18 protein-coding genes and 3 tRNA genes are annotated in these 15,440 nt (G+C 44.2%); 3 read left to right on the top strand and 18 right to left on the bottom strand.

The window, feature by feature from the left end; genetic code table 11:
- Positions 1–9 precede the first annotated feature (9 nt).
- The 12 genes from MHI15_RS17205 to MHI15_RS17260 all read right to left on the bottom strand — a co-directional run bounded on the left by MHI15_RS17205 (position 10) and on the right by MHI15_RS17260 (position 10,290).
- The gene (locus MHI15_RS17205) at positions 10–2,238 is read right to left on the bottom strand and encodes a hypothetical protein (protein ID WP_076304494.1); all 2,229 of its coding nucleotides are present in this window, start codon (positions 2,236–2,238) and stop codon (positions 10–12) included.
- Between the two features lie 27 nt (positions 2,239–2,265).
- Positions 2,266–2,937, bottom strand: coding sequence for a TadE family protein (locus MHI15_RS17210; protein WP_076304493.1), 672 nt, complete (start codon positions 2,935–2,937; stop codon positions 2,266–2,268).
- Complete coding sequence (locus MHI15_RS17215) at positions 2,934–3,122, bottom strand: Flp1 family type IVb pilin (protein ID WP_076128210.1); 189 nt, start codon at positions 3,120–3,122, stop codon at positions 2,934–2,936. Before MHI15_RS17215 ends, MHI15_RS17210 begins: the two co-directional genes overlap by 4 nt.
- 13 nt (positions 3,123–3,135) lie before the next feature.
- A complete protein-coding gene (locus tag MHI15_RS17220; protein ID WP_076128212.1) occupies positions 3,136–4,011 on the bottom strand; it encodes a type II secretion system F family protein in 876 nt (291 codons plus the stop codon).
- Between the two features lie 10 nt (positions 4,012–4,021).
- A complete protein-coding gene (locus MHI15_RS17225) occupies positions 4,022–4,825 on the bottom strand; it encodes a type II secretion system F family protein (protein WP_076099050.1) in 804 nt (267 codons plus the stop codon).
- Between the two features lie 30 nt (positions 4,826–4,855).
- Positions 4,856–6,088, bottom strand: coding sequence for a CpaF family protein (locus MHI15_RS17230; RefSeq protein WP_076099051.1), 1,233 nt, complete (start codon positions 6,086–6,088; stop codon positions 4,856–4,858).
- Positions 6,081–7,244 carry a hypothetical protein gene (locus MHI15_RS17235; protein WP_076099052.1) on the bottom strand — a complete coding sequence of 388 codons (1,164 nt, stop codon included), beginning with the start codon at positions 7,242–7,244 and terminating at the stop codon, positions 6,081–6,083. Before MHI15_RS17235 ends, MHI15_RS17230 begins: the two co-directional genes overlap by 8 nt.
- A 185-nt stretch (positions 7,245–7,429) precedes the next feature.
- Positions 7,430–7,864 carry a DUF6526 family protein gene (locus MHI15_RS17240; protein ID WP_076185827.1) on the bottom strand — a complete coding sequence of 145 codons (435 nt, stop codon included), beginning with the start codon at positions 7,862–7,864 and terminating at the stop codon, positions 7,430–7,432.
- A gap of 35 nt (positions 7,865–7,899) precedes the next feature.
- Positions 7,900–8,772 (bottom strand): copper amine oxidase N-terminal domain-containing protein, encoded by an 873-nt coding sequence (locus MHI15_RS17245; RefSeq protein WP_179088185.1) that lies wholly within the window; start codon positions 8,770–8,772, stop codon positions 7,900–7,902.
- Between the two features lie 112 nt (positions 8,773–8,884).
- Complete coding sequence (locus tag MHI15_RS17250) at positions 8,885–9,304, bottom strand: thiol-disulfide oxidoreductase DCC family protein (RefSeq protein WP_076282033.1); 420 nt, start codon at positions 9,302–9,304, stop codon at positions 8,885–8,887.
- Positions 9,305–9,398: 94 nt separating this feature from the next.
- Positions 9,399–9,677: a hypothetical protein gene (locus tag MHI15_RS17255; RefSeq protein ID WP_036681678.1), complete on the bottom strand. Its 279-nt coding sequence runs from the start codon at positions 9,675–9,677 to the stop codon at positions 9,399–9,401.
- 190 nt (positions 9,678–9,867) lie between these two features.
- Positions 9,868–10,290, bottom strand: coding sequence for an organic hydroperoxide resistance protein (locus MHI15_RS17260; RefSeq protein ID WP_036681676.1), 423 nt, complete (start codon positions 10,288–10,290; stop codon positions 9,868–9,870).
- A 180-nt stretch (positions 10,291–10,470) separates the two neighbouring features.
- Here MHI15_RS17260 and MHI15_RS17265 point away from each other — a divergent pair, with 180 nt between their 5' ends.
- Together MHI15_RS17265 and MHI15_RS17270 are read left to right on the top strand one after the other, a co-directional pair.
- Positions 10,471–10,950, top strand: coding sequence for a glutathione peroxidase (locus MHI15_RS17265; protein WP_038569095.1), 480 nt, complete (start codon positions 10,471–10,473; stop codon positions 10,948–10,950).
- Between the two features lie 169 nt (positions 10,951–11,119).
- Positions 11,120–11,629, top strand: coding sequence for a GyrI-like domain-containing protein (locus MHI15_RS17270; RefSeq protein WP_076128218.1), 510 nt, complete (start codon positions 11,120–11,122; stop codon positions 11,627–11,629).
- A gap of 67 nt (positions 11,630–11,696) precedes the next feature.
- On the opposite strand, the gene MHI15_RS17275 is transcribed toward MHI15_RS17270, so the two are convergent.
- Both MHI15_RS17275 and MHI15_RS17280 read right to left on the bottom strand, forming a co-directional pair.
- A tRNA-Leu gene (locus tag MHI15_RS17275) sits at positions 11,697–11,779 on the bottom strand.
- An 88-nt stretch (positions 11,780–11,867) separates the two neighbouring features.
- The gene (locus MHI15_RS17280; RefSeq protein ID WP_076282034.1) at positions 11,868–12,233 is read right to left on the bottom strand and encodes a helix-turn-helix domain-containing protein; all 366 of its coding nucleotides are present in this window, start codon (positions 12,231–12,233) and stop codon (positions 11,868–11,870) included.
- Positions 12,234–12,460: 227 nt separating this feature from the next.
- Between MHI15_RS17280 and MHI15_RS17285 the strand changes: the two genes are divergently transcribed.
- Positions 12,461–13,084: a hypothetical protein gene (locus MHI15_RS17285; RefSeq protein WP_341164638.1), complete on the top strand. Its 624-nt coding sequence runs from the start codon at positions 12,461–12,463 to the stop codon at positions 13,082–13,084.
- Positions 13,085–13,171: 87 nt separating this feature from the next.
- On the opposite strand, the gene MHI15_RS17290 is transcribed toward MHI15_RS17285, so the two are convergent.
- The 4 genes from MHI15_RS17290 to MHI15_RS17305 form a co-directional block, all read right to left on the bottom strand.
- Positions 13,172–13,254 (bottom strand) — tRNA-Leu (locus tag MHI15_RS17290).
- Between the two features lie 6 nt (positions 13,255–13,260).
- Positions 13,261–13,332: transfer RNA gene (locus tag MHI15_RS17295), tRNA-Glu, on the bottom strand.
- A 138-nt stretch (positions 13,333–13,470) separates the two neighbouring features.
- On the bottom strand, positions 13,471–14,661 hold the full coding sequence (locus MHI15_RS17300; RefSeq protein WP_341164639.1) for an ABC transporter substrate-binding protein: 1,191 nt from the start codon (positions 14,659–14,661) through the stop codon (positions 13,471–13,473).
- A 71-nt stretch (positions 14,662–14,732) separates the two neighbouring features.
- A complete protein-coding gene (locus tag MHI15_RS17305) occupies positions 14,733–15,434 on the bottom strand; it encodes an ABC transporter ATP-binding protein (protein ID WP_076304490.1) in 702 nt (233 codons plus the stop codon).
- Between the last annotated feature and the right edge of the window lie 6 nt (positions 15,435–15,440).

Consider the following 15,440-nt stretch of genomic DNA (forward strand, 5'->3'; position numbering starts at 1 on the left):
AACCTCCCGCTAATAAGAATAATCAGCTTTTACTGCCCTCAGATACTTATTCCCTTGTACCTCTCCCGGAAAACCAGCAGTGTAATTCAACATTTTAACTACACCTGGCAGAAACCATAACTGCATTTGGAGCTTAATGTCCGATGATACATAGGTGTTTCTTTCCGCTGGATTTATTCCTGTGTTCAGTTGAATTAGAGCCAGCATCCGCGATAGCTGCACTTCCCCGCCTCCATGCATTATCATGAACAGTCGCAGATGATCACGGTAAGTCAGCTGCGCCGGCATATATTTGGATAAAGGAATCGCATCCTTCTCACAAAGCTGCAACATATCCTGAATGGCATGCTGGATTCCATACAACAGTGCCGCCGCTAGAACAGCCAGTGGATTTCCCAAGGTTGCCTTCTCTATAAATCCTTCCATTGTGCGAATGGACAACCTCATCGCGAATATTTCGGCATAGGCTGCGGCCACATTCCCTGCGGGATTATGAAATCCGTATAAAATGTATTCCAGCTCCTGAGCGCGAGGATCAAGCTGATCTGTGAGCTCACTAGTGTCTTCCAGAGAATTCAGTGCCAGACTAGCTAACTTTGAAACATCAAAATGCTGAAAATAAAGCGCGGAATACTCCGTTTGAAAAAGCCTGTCTCTAGCGCCCCCCATAATGCCACTCATTGCTGCATAAATCCCGTCAATATCCTTCATCGCCGAGCTTCCAGCAGCATAGGGATCTGAGGATACTTCAGATTTATCAGAGGATTGAGACTCCAATCCGTTATTAAATGAAACATTGTCCTCATAAAATTGATGAAGGATTTGATAACGTTCCATCGAGGCTGCCGCTCCGCTACCTAGCATTCTAATTTTGTCCAGCAGTGCTCTAACCTCGCCCAGCTTGGATTTGGCTTCCCACTCTACTTGCTTACGTGCTTTATCCGAGCTGCGATGCTCTTCAAGAAAAGCCAAATCACTAGCGATAACACTTCCCTTCTTACCGTATTTTTTATAATAGTTGTCCACTACATGCGAAGCCCCTAGAACAGAGGAAATCATTTGGTAGGAATCGCCGTTGACTCCCAAAGCTTCATGCAACACTCCTGATAATCCTGTTACCGTCGGTTCAATGGACTCGTACGCACTTTGCTGCATAAATAAACCATTCTCCATACTACTAATGTCAGCCGAAGAGAGGATCAAGGCATCTTCCTGTTCATGCAGCTTTTTAAGTGGCTCAGCGCTTATTTCCCCCGAGTTTCCCGGAATATCCCAGTCCTTAGCAGGATCGTCTGCCAGATTTACGCCACTTATTCGGGAAGCTGCCAAAACATCTCTCATCCGGTCATTCAATTGCTGCGCTTTGTTTAACGCATCCTTCGCTTCCTCCATTGATTGTCCATGTTCTTCATGAAAGGTTGTTAATAAGGATGGGAGCCGCGACAACATCTCTGAAGTTCGGCTCTGATAAAGTGCCAACTGATAAGTGTACTTTGCAGGCTTTTTACTATCACGATATAGATCTTCGTAATATTTCCCAAGATAGTCACTATACTGTGCTGGTATATCCGCGGCTGCTTGCATGCTTCCGAGCAAATGGGCCGAGATAGAATCTCCGGGCGGATTCATAATCCATAGCAGTACTCTTCTTCCACTCTCCGCCGCTTGGCTTCTCCGCTCTAACATTAGATCCAAATTCTCTTCACGTTCATCATATAAAGGTTGCAGCTTACTAAGTAATTCAGTAGCTCTTGAGGCCTCTGCCATTACGCCCGACAGCGGCTTGAATTTACCTGCCAGCTCCAAGGCGAAATCAACCGGAGCCTTATATTTCATCTCTTCCAGTATTTGATGACGAAAAACATCATAACTTCCCAGCGGTCGGCTCCATTCCAAAGAGGAGGATTCCAGTGCAAAGGGTAAGAGATTGAACGTATCCCCCCGCCCACTTTTATGCAAATTTTCATTGAGCACTTTGGACAGCAGCATATCACCATCACTATCACCGAATGCAAATAAACCGTATCTCTCACGCAATTCAACATGATATGAAGACATAACAGAGCGGATACTGGCTCTCGCCAATCGTTCCTCCTGAACGTTGAACGCAGCGATTCGCGCATAATCAATCAGCACAGCAGTAAATAGAAAGACGAAAGCCAGCACCATGATTAGAAAAATTGTAACTGAGCCTTCTGTTTTGCCCTTAGCAGGACAACCCGTAATTATACTTTTCATTAAAACCCCCTCCCTTGAACAGAGATTTTACTTATCCTGAAGCTTGGTCAGCATAGCAGAAGCATCCTTCTTATCCATGTAAACTGCAGATCCACTACCCTCAGAGCCCCCTTTAAATTTAGCTCCAAAATAACGCATCAGGTCGACCGTACGAATAAACTCAACAGGCTCGACAATGATAGACTGGGCTTCAACAGTTGGGTTAGCTTCATCCGATAGAATGCTATCAAGCACAGGCAAGCTCAGTAGACGATTTAACTCGGCCTTTACTCTCCGTCCTGTAAGGCTGTGAGCATAACGCATAGTTCCTGGCATATTGTCCGGAATCATAGTAGACGATTGGCCCAGTTTAAGCACTGGCAATTCACTCTTCTCTGATAATTCACCGGGCAACTCTATTGTCACGCCAGCACTGCCAGCTTCTCCACCAAATAATGAGGCTAACAAGGCATCATCCCCAATTCTCCAATAAAGGGAGTCATACTCACCAGCCATGTAAGAACCAGAGACCTCCTTGTGACTGTTGTCCCAGTTGTAAGCCGCCCGCTCAGTAGCTCCTGAGGCCACTTGCAACAGCATGGACTTCTGATAGCTATACAAGCAAAAAAACAAAAGAAGCATCGTAATAAACATGACGATCGGCAACAGAAGTGACGCTTCAATAGTAAAACTGCCTTGATCACCCTTAAACTTGTTCAATCGAATACTTCCTGACTCTTTTCACCCGCCGTTTTAATTAAGGCTTCTACTACCTCTTGAATTTTGTCCTTAAACAAAAGAACAACTGCAATCAAGACAGCAATAATCAAAATCATCTCCAAAGTTCCTAAACCTTCCTCGTCTTCCCAAAAGCTCTTCATACTGTCCAACATTGTTGATACCATCAGCTTCAGCCTCCTACATTTTTAACATCAAAAATGCTGGCGTTCCCACCAGTACAATTACTATTAAAAAGATAACTACCATCGGAAAAACTAATTTAGAGGATGCTTGCTCTCCGCGCGTCCGGCTAAGTGCCTTTCGTTTATCCCACAACATCCGCGACAGATCACGTAGGGATAGCACAAAATCCGCTCCACCTCTGCGATAATTCAGCAAAACTGTCGTTGTGAATACCGATACCTCCTGTACAGCGCATCTCTTGCTGAAATTTTCAAACGCCTGCTGGAAAGAATATCCGCCCTCCCATTCACTAGTCATAGTCATTAGCTCCTTATACAGAGGATGATTCGTATCCCCCCGGTGGCTTTCCACACAGCGAATAATAGCTCGTTGCACGGTCTCTCCTGCGCCAACCAACAACACAATACTGTTCAGCAGCTCTGGCAATTCGAGCATAATATTCTGCTCCCTAACTCTCACCTTTTTGTGCAGATCACTAACCATAGCGGTTGGTAGAGCAATTGCCAAAAACACACCCAATATCATACCTGCCTGTTCGCCACTAAATGCTGTAGTCAAGCTTCCACCTACAAGCAACAGCCAGCTGTAACTTAGCATCTCACCCATGAACAGCAGGGTCCGCTCTGCGCTATAACGCATCCCATAACTGCGCTGTAGAGAACGCTGAATTCTGAATAACAGTGAGGGAAACCGACTGGCGATACCACTCTTATCAATAAGCAGTAATAACGGTTCGCCTAACTTCCGAAGCCGTAATCCTTCCATAGGAAGACTGCGTAACGCGACATATCTGTTGCCGCATTGAATTCGCAGTAGAACCCAGACTATCAGCAAAATAACAGTAACCACCGCACATAGCCAGCGCATGATTTCACCCCCTTCACAGTGGAATGTCCATTATTTTAGTAGTCCAGAGATAACATAGGAATAAAGCAACAAGCGCTAATGTCGATATGGCTATACCCGCTCCTGTATACATAGGCTCCATATATTCTCCAGCCGTCAAACTCATAAACATCACCATGATCAGCGGAGCTATAAGCAGTGCCTTAGCCTCAAATTTCTTCTGAGCAATACTTACAGCAATATCCTGCTGAATATCCAGCTTCTCACCGATAATCGTTGATGTACGGCGCACCACTTCTACAAGATCACCACCAGTACGCTTACAGACCGAGAACACATCCGCGAATCGCTCGATGTCCTCCATTCCCGCTCTTTCACTAAAGTTCCGCAGCGCTTCTTCCACAGGCTGTCCATATTCCATGCGTGCACAGATAATGTTTAACTCGGAGATCATATCACTGCTTCCCTCCGGGTCGAGCATACGTAAATCCTGAACCGCCTCTCGGAATGCATTCTCCACCGAACGCCCAGCTGAAAGGGAGGAAGACAGCGAAAATAACGTCTGCTTAAATTGTAAATTCAGTGCATTTCGACGTCTTTTCAGTAGATAGTTACGCAGCATATGCGGGGCATAAGCTCCGCCAGGCATAAGCAGCAACGACAGCAGCCAATGATGATAAAAAAGATATCCAATTCCATACATCAGCAGTCCACCTGCAGTAAGGGTCAGAATCCTCTGCAGCAAGGTCAATTCGTATACCTTATAATCTGGTAATAACGAAGGACCGTCAGGATCCGCTTCTACAGGCTTTGCAGCAACAAATTTAAACTTAAGCATGACCTCCCCCCCTTCTGGAATTTTGAATCTCTATTGAGCCAATGGATAGGAGTTTACACCAGCCATCCTAAGCTTCGTTGTATGCAACAATGGGTTACCACAGGGAAGCAGCCCCCCTTGCACCCTTCCCTCTCGTTCACCAGCTTCTTGAAATTCATATAAGGGATTCAAGATCACTTCCCCGTCTTTCAACCCCGCAACCTCACTGATCTCCATCACCCGCCTGGAACGATCACGGAGACGTGATAAGTGTACGAAGATATCAATTGCCGATGAAATTTGCTGGCGAACAACAGCTACCGGAAGCTCCGCAGCACTTAGCACCATCGTCTCCAGTCGACTGACCATATCGTGTGCGCTGTTACTATGGCCGGAAGACAAGCTTCCATCGTGTCCGGTGTTCATAGCCTGCAGCATATCGAGACATTCCGCTCCCCGTACCTCCCCCACAACAATCCGGTTAGGGCGCATTCGCAGAGAAGAACGAATCAAATCTCGGATGGAAATCTCCCCTCTACCTTCCGTGTTAGCATTCCTGGTCTCCAGTGAAACAAGGTTCGGCACGGTTACAATCTGCAGTTCAGCGGAATCCTCTATCGTAATGACCCTCTCCTGTGGGGGGATATACTGAGATAATGCATTAAGAAAAGTAGTCTTTCCAGAGCCTGTCCCGCCACTAATAAAAATATTGTATTTAGCAGCCACTAAAATTTGCAGCAACTCTGCGGCTTCCAAGCTTAAAGCTTCACGACGGACTAAATCCTGCATCGTCATCGGTGTTTCAGGAAATTTCCGAATGGTCATCGCCGGGCCTTTCAGAGCTACCGGCGGAAGCACGATATTTACACGCGATCCGTCTTTTAGCCGAGCGTCAACGATAGGAGAAGAATCATTTACAACCCGGTTCACACCGGATACAACCGTCTGGATAATATCCTCCAACCTGCTGCTGGACTCAAATTCCAAATGGAGACGACGAATCTGCCCCTCCTCTTCTACAAAAATCTCAGTATGGCTGTTAATCATAATCTCAGTGATCGCCGGATTATCCACTAAGGGCTGGAGTACATCCAATCCTCGAAAAGAATCGAACAATCTCTTCACGAGCTCATGTTTCTCCTGTGCTGTTAAATAACGCAGATTTTCGCTGTCCAAAATTGTCCTTTCAATATATTGGGTGAGTTCACGATTTCCAACTGCAGAAGTAACATCTAATCCTGCCCGGATGTCACTGCGAAGTGCCTTAAACATTTCCTCATTCATGTAAACCCTTACCAGTGAATACTTGCGGAAGCGACGGTTCTATAATCTGCTTGCACAGCTGTAAGATCTCCTTTTGGAATTGTGGTGAGTTCAGAAAAAGCTCCTCACGGTGCTGCAGCGTCCAAGATGGGATATACGGAAGTACACCTTCAACGGTAATTCCTTCCGGAGGTGCCCACACCTCTAAACCCTCTGCGGCAAAATTCACGGCAAATCTACTTTTGTCCATCACTTGGCTGGGCATACCAGAATTAGGAGCATTGCAATGGGATAGCCATCTCATGGTCTTATGAATGCTTACCTCGTCATTTCTAACTACCCACAATAGAATTCCGCATTTATGTAACACAGCTTTGGCACGTTCTTCTTCAATACTGCCGGTATCTATTATAACTACGTCAAAATTTCTTTCCGCAACCAACAGCGCCAACAAATCTAGCGTATCCTGCGTAGTCATCTGCAGCATTTCTTTTACATTAATAATTGGCCTAAAAGCAGCACTTCGAAGGTGATCATACCTAATCACGTATTGCCCCAAATCAATCGTATCGGCTCCACCCTTATCCCGGCTGGCTTTGATTTCATAAAGGAGCCGCTCTAGTCCAGGCGTATTTCCTGCAGGGGGCCGTAAAAATAATCCACTGCTGTCCACACTTTCAAGATTCAAATAAAAGACCGAAAGCCCCAATTCACCTAGCTGCTTAGCCATATTCATAGCTACTGTGGTTTTGCCCGTGTTCCCGCTTGAGGAGACGATACCGAGCAGCAGCGTTTCATCTAATACAGAGGAACCTCTAGCTCGTTTCACTTCACATAGTTGAATAAATGCTCCCAGCAGAGAAGGCAGTGCCTGATATTTCGCAATCATGATGCCTCCAGCCAGGCTTTTAGAACCCCTGCTAAGATAAGCTCCCTCCTCACTCAAAACTGCCCAAGGCACCTTAGTTCTTCCCTCCACAAGCCAAGCCTCGATAAAAGTAACGTCGCCTACAACAGCATCCGGCATATCCTCTCCCCTCATAAAATCGATAAAAGCATCCAGCCGACTAAAAGCCGTGATTCGCAGCATTTCTCCATACTCACTATGATGAAGATAGTGTAGCAATGGTTCGATATATTGGCTTTCACGCACTGCGAGTACAATCCTTGCCGCCATAAAACCTCTCTCCTTTCGCAAGAAATTCATAAATATTGTCAAAAAAAAGACAGCAAAAAAGCACCGACAATAACCGTGGATACGGTACATTGAACGGTGCTTCCGTTACTATCCCTTTAATTTACAGCTATAGTAGCATATATATAAGAAGGCAGCAATAAGTTTTTTCGCACATCAAGTGGTTTTTAGACTCTCATCGTATCTTCACGCCAATTCTTGATGGCAGACCGGATATCGGCAGGACTAAGCTTTTCCTTCACCGCCCGCTGACATAGTGCCGGAAACTCTTCATCTCCTGCATACCGAAGCGCGATAATCTGAGCTAATTCAAGCTCTGGATTTAATACTTCACCTGTCAATCGGAAATACCGGAACTGCTCCTCTACCCTCACTACTCGATCCTGATTTTTTGTGGCATAAATTCGAATTCGAGTAATCGCAAATAATAGGCATAGAGATAAACCAAATAATAGCAAGGGCACTGTTAGAGCACCATCATCACGTAACACCTGAACGACATAAATTCCCGACCATACAAATATAATCAGCGCTAGCGGCATAGTTACAAAATGATAAGGCCAATCAAAACGCATAAAACCTTTAGGCTTCCCCTTGTTCATCATTCATCTCCATATTTATAAGACTTATATATTGCTTAAAGCTTAGTCTCTCCGGGAATAGCTACGACAAAAGGTTCATTATTCCCCCAGTACAGAGACTGTCCTGAAACTTTAGTAGTTCCATCCGCATTAACCATTCCATAAATAATCTGACTTCCCCAAACACTCGTATAAAAAGAGGCATAGGATGGAGCTAGAACAGGTGCTTTACCATATTCCTTCGCAACTGGGTAACCGAATATCGCGGTAAAATCTTTATTTGTAGCCTCCTTGGACATATCCAGATCAGCTTCCCAAACTACTTTTACAATATTATCCTTGATCTCATAATACTTTACGAAATGTCCATACAATATAAAATAACCATCAGATCTGCCTTCAGGAAAATAATACGTCATAGACAATGCTTCATTATCACCCGTCAATTTGGAGGGTTCTCTTTCTTCAACCGGGAATTGCAGAGCAGCTATGCGGGAAACAACTAAGTCATTACTATTATAATTCTGCACAAGTTTAGCATTGGCCCGTTCCTGAACCCAGACTGTATTCGAAGCAGCATCTACTGTTACTCTCGCTCCAAGAGCCTCCGCAATAAACCGCAGGGGTACCGCTACTCTTCCATCCACTATTTTGGCCGATACATCCAGTTGTACAGCCTCCGAGTTCTTCCAAGCCGTCCGTGAGCCAACCGTAAGCTTAATCTTCATAGAATCTCTAGCAATCGTAGCTTGCTTGGTATTGGCATCCCATTGAATAGAAGTATTCTTGAATCTTTCAAAAGCCTTCAGCGGAACCAGCGTCTTCCCCGACACGATTTGCACACCAACATCCACACTTGAATTGTTCACCATAATGCGAAGCTTGGGGGCAGCTGAGGCCGTACCGATCATACTTAAAGATAACAACATGACTATACAAAGCAGAAGCCCTTTCCGTTTCACTATTCGTTCACCCCTAGTGATAATATGAAAAAACTGTCCCCATTTATAGTTTCATTATAACATTCTCCCAGATTATGGTTTACAAAAATCTCCGTTTGATCTCTGGGGTAGGGAGCATACACTGCTCATCACGTCCGAACCAACGATAGCGGTTCTTAGCTACATACCGATAAAGGGCATTACGCAATGAGCGTGGTACTAAGATGAACACGTATGCGGCAGGCCAAGGAAATCTCAATTTACGGGCAATTCTTAGCACAGCGGCCGACTCTGTATAATACACTCCGTTCTCCAGTAAAATCACCGTGTTTAATTGTCCAGGCTGAAGTCCAGACTCTTTCATTAGCTTTGCCGCAATCTCATTCTGTAAAGGTGCGAATAGAAATTTAGCCTCGGGGTCACGCGGGATAATGAAACGAACTACCCCCTGGCAAAGATGACACACTCCGTCTATCAATACGATGGACTTATCTTTCATAAGGTTCAGTTCCTCGTTCATGGCTCCCCCTCTGTCTTAAAGGCGTAAATTTCTGCTTTTTTGGGTAAACAAAAACGCGGGATAACCTCCCGCGCCATCAAGTGCCGTTCTTTAATTATTCTGCGATTGCTTTCTCAATCCATTGATCCCCGATCATTTGCCCTTCGAAATCAGCAGTGAATGCCTCCATGCATTTGCAGATGAAATCTTTGCGGCAAATTGGACATGGAGTTTTAAGCAGGCGGCTGATGTTCGTCATTTTCCATTCCGGAAACCGATGATAAAACGCGCGGCACTCCGTTCCATCAGCAAGCTTGATAATGAACTCGTACAATCCTTCCTTATCGTTGCTGCTGGCTTTGGTCACATTCGTAATATTCGGTCTGTAAGACATCTTCATCACCCATTATTTAAATTTTTGGTTGTAAATTGCACACGCAGGCACATTCTCAGATACTTAGACATATTAAAGAATTTTAAGGGTGATGTCAACCAAAGACGCCTAACACGGCAGCTATTTATTACTCTTTTATGATTTACGTCTCTATTTAGCCATTATTTCCATAAAATATATACAGATACATTTAATCAACAATCTTTAATTCAACCTCGATATTACCTCTGGTTGCTTTGGAGTAAGGACAGAATTCGTGAGCCTTCTTCGCCAGTTCCTCTGCTTTGTCGTGTTCAATCCCTGGCAGCTTCACATCCATTCTCACAGCAAGTCTAAAGCCTCCATCGCTGTCATCCTTCCCAATGGACACATTACAAGTGACCTCCACGTCATGGAGTTTCACGCCCTCTTTACGGGCGATATTCGCTAGTGCACTCTCGTAACACGCTCCATAACCAGCCGAGAATAGTTGCTCTGGATTGGTACCGGAACCTCCCGGCCCTCCAAGCTCTTTAGGCATGCTTAGATTATGCTTTAACACGCCATCCGAGGATTCAATGGAGCCTTCACGACCGCCATGGACTGTTGTAGTTGCTGTGTATAATGCTTTCATGAGTCATCTTCTCCTTCATCAAGCTGTATTGGTCATGCTCATACTTTATACTTTAAACAACAGGTATGATTTGAAACGATGATGAGGAATGATTCATAATACTTTCTTATTTGGCTCCAGACCATAAATAGTGTACAATTAAATTGTTAAAAACTTAAATTAGCTATGGAGGTGTCATCCATGAGTATTTATGATTTTGAGGTCAACACTCTTAAGGGTGAAGAGGAATCATTGTCAAAGTACAAGGGTAAAGTACTCCTGGTTGTGAATACTGCCAGCAAATGTGGATTTACTCCCCAGTATAAAGGTCTTCAGGAAGTGTACGAGAAATTCAAGGACCGCGGGTTCGAAGTTTTAGGATTTCCAAGCAATCAATTTGCTGGACAAGAGCCTGGCGAAAGTGATGAAATTGCGGAATACTGCGAGATTAATTATGGGGTAACCTTCCCTATGTTCGAGAAGATTGACGTAAAAGGCGATGAAGCACATCCATTATTCAAATACTTATCCAAAGAAGCCCCTGGTGTCTTAGGCTCAAAAAGCGTGAAATGGAACTTTACGAAGTTTCTGGTTGACCAAGATGGCCGTGTTCTAAAACGGTTTGCTCCTAAAACCACTCCACAGCAGATCGAATCCGATATCTCCAAGCTTTTAAAATAATTCATTAGAAAAAGGATACTCACCACATCACACAGCCCCCTGTTGTTATGCGGTAAAGTATCCTTTTTAACTAGAAAGAACGTCATAATATCGCTATATATCAGCACCCTTTAATCTCTTGGAATATTTTATAATATTGTTGAAATATTTTTGCTGGGAGGGACAATCGGTGACTGTTCAACTGCTTGATATACCCGAACTAAATGTTATTGGCTGGGCAAATGTAAACTCATCCGGGGAGCCATACGCGAATCTTTGGGAATATGTTTTTGGCGAGCTGGATATTGATGCAAAATTTGATGCTATACCCACAAAAGTTCAAAGCAGCGGTTGTTATCTCGGTCTATTTCAGAACCGTACATCCGTGCCTAAACTGTGGGAGCATACCGCATGGGATATTGATTTTTTCCTTTGTGTTGAAGTCGAGCAGTTAGATTGTATCCCTGAAGGCCTTGTTCATAAGAAACTTCCTGCGTCTACCTATGCTATATTTACTGCAAAAGGATTCCCTCAGTTGGCTTTTCAACATACCTGGAATTATATACATAATGAATGGCTGCCGGATTCCGGTTATAAGTTCAACCCTGATGGAGTCTTTTACATCCAATACACGGAAAAGTCCGGTCCGGATGATGAAGGATTCGAAGCCAATCTATGCGTGCCGCTTGTAAAGAAGTAGGTTGTGTGATTGAGGATTGAACAAAAAAAGAAGCCTTGCATCGCAAGGCCTCTTTCTTCATTCTGTATGCGGTAGAGAGGACTCGAACCTCCACGGGTATACACCCACTACCCCCTCAAGATAGCGTGTCTGCCATTCCACCACTACCGCGCGGTGTGTTAAACATAGAACATAAATTTGTTTGAGGTCAACATTCATTATTATAAATGTACTTTTCTCAAAAGTAAAGATGCAGATTTTAAGATTCTTCGTCGACCATTTTCTGTTTACGATATTCAGCAAAAGCTATATATTCCTTGATAAAATTCTTTTCTGCTGGAAGTAATTCTTCTACTCGGCTTTCCGATAGCTGAACATCACTCAAATCATAGTCTACGCCGCTCTCTCGTACAGTATCCGGTGTATCTTTGCCGAGAATGAGCCAGTCCAGACTAACATGAAAAAAATCACCGATCTCAATCAGCTTATGTGTTCCTGGAGTAGTCTTCCCCCGCTTCCAATCTCCCATATTACCTGTGCTGATATTTAACTGCTCACAGAATGATTTTTTGGTCAAACCTTTCTGCTTAATCAGGTATTCTATACGTTCGTATATGGTCTGCATCGGTGAATCGCCCTCCATCTAAAAATAAATTACTTATTTACGTAATTACCTATTGCAAAATAACGTAAAAAAGTATATAATTAGTATTGTTATGTATTATCCGATTATATCATATGGCTGGAGTGACGATAAGAGGCGACTCAGGTGACAAGTATCTGTTAGAATACCGTCTGGCCCCCTTTGTTAACTTATCATCCTGAATGATCTCTAGGAGGGAGCGGTGACTTTTGTCAAAATGCTTATCATCTTCCATTATCCATTCACTTGAAGCTTTACCGCACAATGCGGTGGTAATCAACAGTCATGAGATTATCCAGTTCACCAACAGCAGGTGGAAGACCTTTAGTCATGAATATGGTCTTTCTACTAATAAGAAATGGATTGGCGCGTATTACTCAGAGCTCATGCAAGATGTGATTGTCGATCCCGATCAATGGGCCAAGCTTTATGAATCAGTGAAATATATACTCCGCAGAGAGCATCAGGTTTATACTTCCGAATTCTCCATACAAACCGCTAATAAAGGGAAACGAATCTTCCGTTTGGAGATCTACCCATTTCTCTCAGATCCGCACCCAGAAGCCACTTTTATAATTTCACTATATGATGTGGGCCCCTATAAAGAAGAACCTCTTCATCCGGAGATCATAAACCTCCGTTCAACCTTACCATCATCTTTTGAGCTAATCCCAATCTGTGCTTCCTGTAAATGTATTCGTAATCCCAAGGATGAATGGATCACCATTGAACATTTCTTAAAGCATCAGCTTTCTTTGCAATTCACTCATGATATCTGCCCAGACTGCATAAGACAGCTCTATCCCCAGTATGCTGGGGCTTTTAAGAGATGACCTGACGTCACTGAATTTCACTTCTAATCTTATAAAAAAAAGTAAGAAATCCTCTGCGAACAAAGGGTTTCTTACTTTTTATTTGTATGCGGTAGAGAGGACTCGAACCTCCACGGGTATACACCCACTACCCCCTCAAGATAGCGTGTCTGCCATTCCACCACTACCGCATAATATGACCCGTATGGGATTCGAACCCATGTTACCTCCGTGAAAGGGAGGTGTCTTAACCCCTTGACCAACGGGCCATGCTTTACAAGTTATTTTCTTGTCACAACAAAAATGAGTATATCAAACCATAAGAATTTTGACAAGCCTTTTTTTAAAAAAAGTTTAAACTAAAAGAAACGCGCACCAATAAAGGTACGCGCCTCTAATCACAACGCTTATGGATTTACTTTTGCCTCAAAGGTTTGTACCCCATCTACAAACTTTAGCACCACAGCTGCTTTTACCGGGTCATGCGTTTCATTCATTGTGATTTTACCCGTGGCCAGTTGTAAATCCTTTGTCCCCGCCAGTGCATCCTTCAGCTTCTCAGGTTCTGTGGAATCCGCACGTGTAATCGCGTCTGCCACTAGTTTCACAGCATCATATCCAAGCGCAGCCATCCCATCTGGAACAAGATCACCGTTAGCAGCCTTGAAGGCATCTACGAACAATTTCACTTCTGGCGAGCTATCTTCAGGTGAATAGTGATTGGACATAAACGTATTGTTTAGGGCATCCGCTCCGGCAATCTCAGCCAGCTGAGGTGAATCCCAGCCATCCCCGCCCATAAACGGAACGGTGATCCCCATTTCGCGAGCTTGCTTTACGATTTTGCCGACCTCCTCATAATAGCCCGGAAGATAAATAACATCGGGATTAGCTTCTTTAATACGTGTTAATACAGCTTTAAAATCAGAATCTTTTTGTTGATAGGATTCTTCGCTTAAGATAGAGCCTCCGTTCTTAGTAAACGTTGCTTTAAAGAAGGTCTGCAGCCCTTTGGAATAATCGCTTGAAGCATCCGTATAAATAACAGCCGTCTTCGCTTTAAGTGTATCCTTAGCAAAGTTAGCCATTACTTCACCTTGGAAAGGATCAATAAAAGAGGCCCGGAATACCCATTCGTTCAAATCTCCAGTACGTTCATCAACTGTTACTTTGGGATTGGTGGCTGAGGAGCTAACCAGCGGGATGCCTTTTTCTTGAGCAACGGGAACAATCCCGAGTGTATTCGTAGATGTAGTTGCACCTATAATAGCTACAACTTTATTGGTAGTAATTAGCTTTTGCGCTGCGCGTGTCGCCTCTTCCGACTTGGAAGCATTATCCGCTTCAATCAGCTCAAGTTTTTTGCCGAGTATTCCACCTGCGTCATTAATTTCTTTTACCGCCAGCTTTGCCCCTTTGAGTGCAGAATCACCGAAGGAAGCCTGGCCGCCTGTAAGCTCAAGGTCTGCTCCAATCTTGATGGTCCCTCCACCAGCATTCCCACCTTCAGCAGTAGTGTTGTCTGTCTTGTTCCCACAGCCTGCCAGCAATCCACCAGCCAGTAACGCAGTCAGCAATATGGCCCCGATTTTCTTCATCCTCTTCCAGCCTCCCAAAATAAATAATTTATAGGTTCTTTCTGTGATACTGTTGTGAACTAACCGATGAATTAATGTCCCAGATAAGCCATTCTGATCTCTTCCGAATCTGCCAATTCCTTGGCATCTCCCTCAAGCACCACTCTGCCCGTCTCAAGAACGTAAGCCCGATGAGCAATTTTAAGCGCCTGATGGGCATTTTGTTCTACAAGAAGCACTGTTGTTCCAGAGGCATTTACTTCCTGGATGATCCGAAAAATATCCTGAACGAGCAATGGAGCAAGCCCCATCGAGGGTTCATCTAATAATAAAAGCTTGGGATGCCCCATCATCGCGCGCCCCATAGCAAGCATCTGCTGCTCCCCGCCGGATAATGTGCCGGCAAGCTGTTTTTTTCTTTCTAAAAGACGCGGGAAGGTGGAGTAAACCTTGGCAAAATCAGCAGCTAAGCTGCCTGAATCCTGTAAAAAAGCTCCTAGCTCCAGATTTTCTTCCACAGACATATTAGCAAATACACGCCTGCCTTCCGGACAATGAATAAGCCCCTGTTTTACAATAGACTGAACACTCTGATTCGTAATAGATTTATCCATGAAATCTATACTGCCTGTTTTGGGTTTCAGCAGTCCCGAAAGCGTCTTAAGCAACGTGGACTTGCCTGCTCCATTTGCGCCGATTAGAGTTACAATCTCGCCTTTTTTTACATTCATACTTAAATCCTTCAAGGCATGAATAGCCCCATAATATACATTGATCCCCTGTACGCTAAGCATGGTCCA

It is taken from the genome of Paenibacillus sp. FSL H7-0918, from assembly GCF_038007025.1.
Classification (GTDB): Bacteria; Bacillota; Bacilli; order Paenibacillales; family Paenibacillaceae; genus Paenibacillus_AQ; species Paenibacillus_AQ odorifer.